Annotated in this window: 4 protein-coding genes; 1 reads left to right on the plus strand and 3 read right to left on the minus strand. The window is 43.8% G+C overall.

Annotation, left to right across the window (positions count from 1 at the left end; genetic code table 11):
- The 3 genes from NJ959_RS26965 to NJ959_RS26975 form a co-directional block, all read right to left on the minus strand.
- Positions 1 to 669: hypothetical protein (locus NJ959_RS26965; RefSeq protein ID WP_254014845.1), on the minus strand; the 669-nt coding region annotated here is incomplete at its 3' end.
- Between the two features lie 216 nt (positions 670 to 885).
- Positions 886 to 2,031 carry an aldo/keto reductase gene (locus tag NJ959_RS26970; protein ID WP_254014846.1) on the minus strand — a complete coding sequence of 382 codons (1,146 nt, stop codon included), beginning with the start codon at positions 2,029 to 2,031 and terminating at the stop codon, positions 886 to 888.
- A gap of 101 nt (positions 2,032 to 2,132) precedes the next feature.
- Positions 2,133 to 2,636 (minus strand): bifunctional nuclease family protein, encoded by a 504-nt coding sequence (locus tag NJ959_RS26975; protein WP_254014847.1) that lies wholly within the window; start codon positions 2,634 to 2,636, stop codon positions 2,133 to 2,135.
- Between the two features lie 473 nt (positions 2,637 to 3,109).
- Here NJ959_RS26975 and NJ959_RS26980 point away from each other — a divergent pair, with 473 nt between their 5' ends.
- A complete protein-coding gene (locus tag NJ959_RS26980; RefSeq protein WP_254014848.1) occupies positions 3,110 to 3,799 on the plus strand; it encodes a riboflavin synthase in 690 nt (229 codons plus the stop codon).
- Positions 3,800 to 3,877 lie beyond the last annotated feature (78 nt).

A 3,877-nucleotide genomic window follows, 5' to 3' on the forward strand; every position in this document is an offset into this window, starting at 1 on the left:
GGGGGGGGGGGGGGGGGGGGGGGGGGGGGGCGGGGGGGGGGGGGGGGGGGGGGGGCGGGGGGGGGGGGGGGGGGGAGGGACAGCTGAGCCGTGTTGACCCGAAGAATCAGAGATTAATAGCTCACACTGAGACTGCTCTTGACCATAATTACATGTATAGGTTGCCAGAAGAACTGCCCGATCGTTGAAGATTCTCACATTATATTTATAATCTCTAGCAGCCGTACCAAACCGATTCACAAAACGATATCTTTCCAAATAGTCTAGCAGTGTCCAGGGTTGACGACTAACTACTAAATCCACTCGTTTTTCATCTTGGTAAGCAATCCAATTAGTCAATAGTTTCCCGCCAAACTCATTAAACTGTTCTTTTGCCCACCATAAGCTAGGGGTGGAAATATCAGTTTGGGAGATATTATTTACAGTAATAATACCAGGTTTTGGTGGTGGAGCATTTTCCTTGAGTAAATCTATTTCTAACGGGATTAAAGATGGAATTGGCGCAGCTAATGATTGTCCTGATAATTGCGGTATCAAAATAGGAATAATACCCCAGCTAATACCCAGTAGTAAAATAGGGATAATAGATGGGGTGTGAGGTATAGGAAATAAAATTTTCATCATAGCTGTAACCATCCGTCTTTCCAATAAACTGAAAATAGTCCCCATTGTAATTCCTTACCGAAACTATCCCATTACTAACCATTGACAGATCCACTGCCCCATCCGTTCCCCAAAATCCACACCACCCAACCAGCAACCCATCCGTTACATCCGTTACATCCGTTACATCCGTTACCAATCCGTTGCCAATCCGTTACATCCGTTACCAATCCGTTGCCAATCCGTTACATCCGTTACATCCGTTACCAATCCGTTGCCAAACTATTCCCAAAGCCGCCGCCGAGGGGAACCATTAAGACGAGCATGAGTATCCAAAAGTAATTTAGGAATATCTAACTCTTCTGGACAACGAGGCAAACAATCACCACAATTAGTACAACGATTTCCCTTAACTCCGGGAAACCAATGTCCCGCATTTTCAAACATTTGATAGCGATATTTACCATAGTCATTCATATCGTAAGCCACAGTCAAATTCCGCAGCCGTAATACTTCGGGAATGTTAATATTTTCCGGACAGGGCAGGCATTTGTAGCACTGGCTACATCGATCTGTTACCAAAGCATTTTCAGCTTGAGTTTCTAAACGCCTAAAGGCTTCAATTTCTATAGAAGTGAGAGGTTCATCTCGATCCGCAACTGCTAGAGGTGCGATCAATTCATCAGGGTTAGCCGGACCAATGCTGATGGTAGTAATACGGCTATCGCTTAATAAAAAGCGATAATTTAATTCTAGCGGTGAAAAGGGATAAGAGAGTTCCTCTAGTTTAGGTGGTGGGGTGTATAATTTTCCGCCTTTATCAGCAGGGGAGATAATAAGAATACCCATATCTTTCTGATGGGCTAACTCCACCGCTGGTAAATTGTGCTGGAAAAAATAATAATAATGTAGGTTGACAAATTGAAATAGATCTGTATTGATTGCGGCAATAATTACTTCTAAAGGAGCATGAGTAGAGAAGCCAAGATGCCTAACTTTTCCAGATGCTAATGCTTCTTTTATAGGTTTTATGCAGCCATTAGGAGATTTAATCCAAGCCAGATGTTCCCAGGTATTAATACCATGAATTGCCAAACAATCTATATAGTCAACCTCCAGACGCTCTAAAGATTCATCTATCCACTGACTCATTAAATCTGGATCGGGTGTTGGGGGTATTTTTGTAGTAATGTAGAACTGCGATCTAGGGAAATCGCCTTTGAGGATTTTACCTAAATACTCTTCACTTTTAGCATAACCCCTAGCAGTTTCTAAGTGATTAATTCCTTTGGCGATGCCTCTGGCAGGCGTTGCCATCGCAGCCTCTACCGTTGCTTGGGCATCAGAAAGAGATGCTAAACAGCGCATGGTTCCCAGGGAAAACACTGATAGTAGCAGATTTGTTTTCCCAAAACGTCGGTAAAGCATTGTTTGTTATTTGTTATTTGTTGTTTGTTATTTGTTGTTTATTATAATGATAATTATATTAGTCAAAAACCAACAACTAAAAACCAACAACCAATAACCAATTAGCCATCCCCGCCTCTAAAACCCCGGTGATGGACAAAATCTTTGGGGCTGAGGTTTGAGATAAATTCCCGGAAAGCGCGTCTTTCTTGTTCATCAGCATCTCGATCGACAGGTATCGAAGCATCAGCAACAACTTCTTCCATCACCCAGATTGGGCTATTAGTGCGGATAGCGATCGCGATCGCATCACTTGGTCGCGCATCAATTTCTCTTTTTACATCACCCTGACGAACGCCAAGGCTAGCATAAAACGTATTATCCTGAAGCGAGTGAATCGTAATCCGCTCCAGCTTCATATTCCATCCTTCCATCAGATTCACAAATAAATCGTGGGTTAGAGGCCTAGGGGACCTTTGTTTCTCCAATGCACTGATAATTGCCTTCGCCTGCTCTTGACCAATGTAGATGGGTAAAGCACGTCTATCTGAAGCATCTTTAAGCAGCACAATCGGGCTGCGCGTGACAGCATCTAACGCAATTCCAGCAACTCTCATTTCAATCATCTTTTTTCCCTCGTGGAGATCCCCACCATCGCTGTACTCAACTTGGTGAAATTAGGAAACTGGGTAAATTTTATAGGGTACACCGCCCCTAAAATTTCCCAATACGACAACTTAGGCATAGGAATAACCATCCTGTTTCTGAACAAATGAACAGTATTTGTAGCTGATTCCCTGTTGGTATGGAGCAAACATTCCAGAACCGTTTTACTGACTGTGTTCATCTTTCTTCCCGCCTAGGGAACTCCGCCATCCCACAGGTTAGCGGTGGGTTGTTGACGGAGCCACCCTAAAATCAGCCCAGCGTAACTTATTTTGGTATAGATCGATAAGATCGTCTTCTCCAAGTATGCCGCACTCTCAGGACGTTTATCCAATCCTTAGTGTCTTCGTGTCTTAGTGGTTAAATAAGTTGGTATTCTTCCCGTGGTTCGGGAGTAACATGGTAATGTTCAAATCACTAACATCCAGGCCAAGTGTTTACCGGATTAATTCAAGCCCTAGGCACAATTGAACCACTAGGAGGGGATCGCTTTGAGATATCCTGCCGTTCTGAGGCAAAGGAAATTATCCGATCAGATTTAGCGATTGGTGACAGTGTGGCCGTTGATGGCGTTTGTTTGACAGTAGAAGAGATTTTGCACCAAGGGTTTGTGGCAACGGCTTCCGATGAAACCCTGAACCGTACCACTCTAGGAAACCGACAACATGCCGCTTCTTATGTCAATTTGGAGACTTCCCTACGAGTTGGCAGCAAATTGGGGGGACATTTTGTCACAGGTCACATTGATGGGATTGGTTCGTTGCAGGAGTCAGTTCAAACGACTAACTCTTGGGAAATGTATTTTAGCACACCAACTTCCCTAAGCGATTTGTGGCAACGTCATATTGCTGGCTATATTGTCTCCAAGGGTAGTATTGCAGTCAACGGAGTAAGTGTAACTATAGCAGATTGCGATCGCAAAGGGAGTTGGTTTAAAGTCGCAGTGATTCCCCATAGTTATGCCCAGACTAATCTAAGTTATTTACAAATTGGTAGTTGGGTAAACTTGGAAACCGATATTTTGGGTAAATATGTTGAGAAATTACTCGGTCATGAAATACCAGCAATGGACAAATTAAATAATATTTCACCCGACTTCTTGGCAGAACATGGGTATCTTTGATGGGGAGTAGGGAGTAGGGAGTAGGGAGTAGGGAGTGGGGAGTGGGGAGTGGGGAGCCAAAAATATTGCCCCCCCTTC

This window comes from Limnofasciculus baicalensis BBK-W-15 (assembly GCF_024178385.1).
GTDB classification, from domain to species: domain Bacteria; phylum Cyanobacteriota; class Cyanobacteriia; order Cyanobacteriales; family Coleofasciculaceae; genus Limnofasciculus; species Limnofasciculus baicalensis.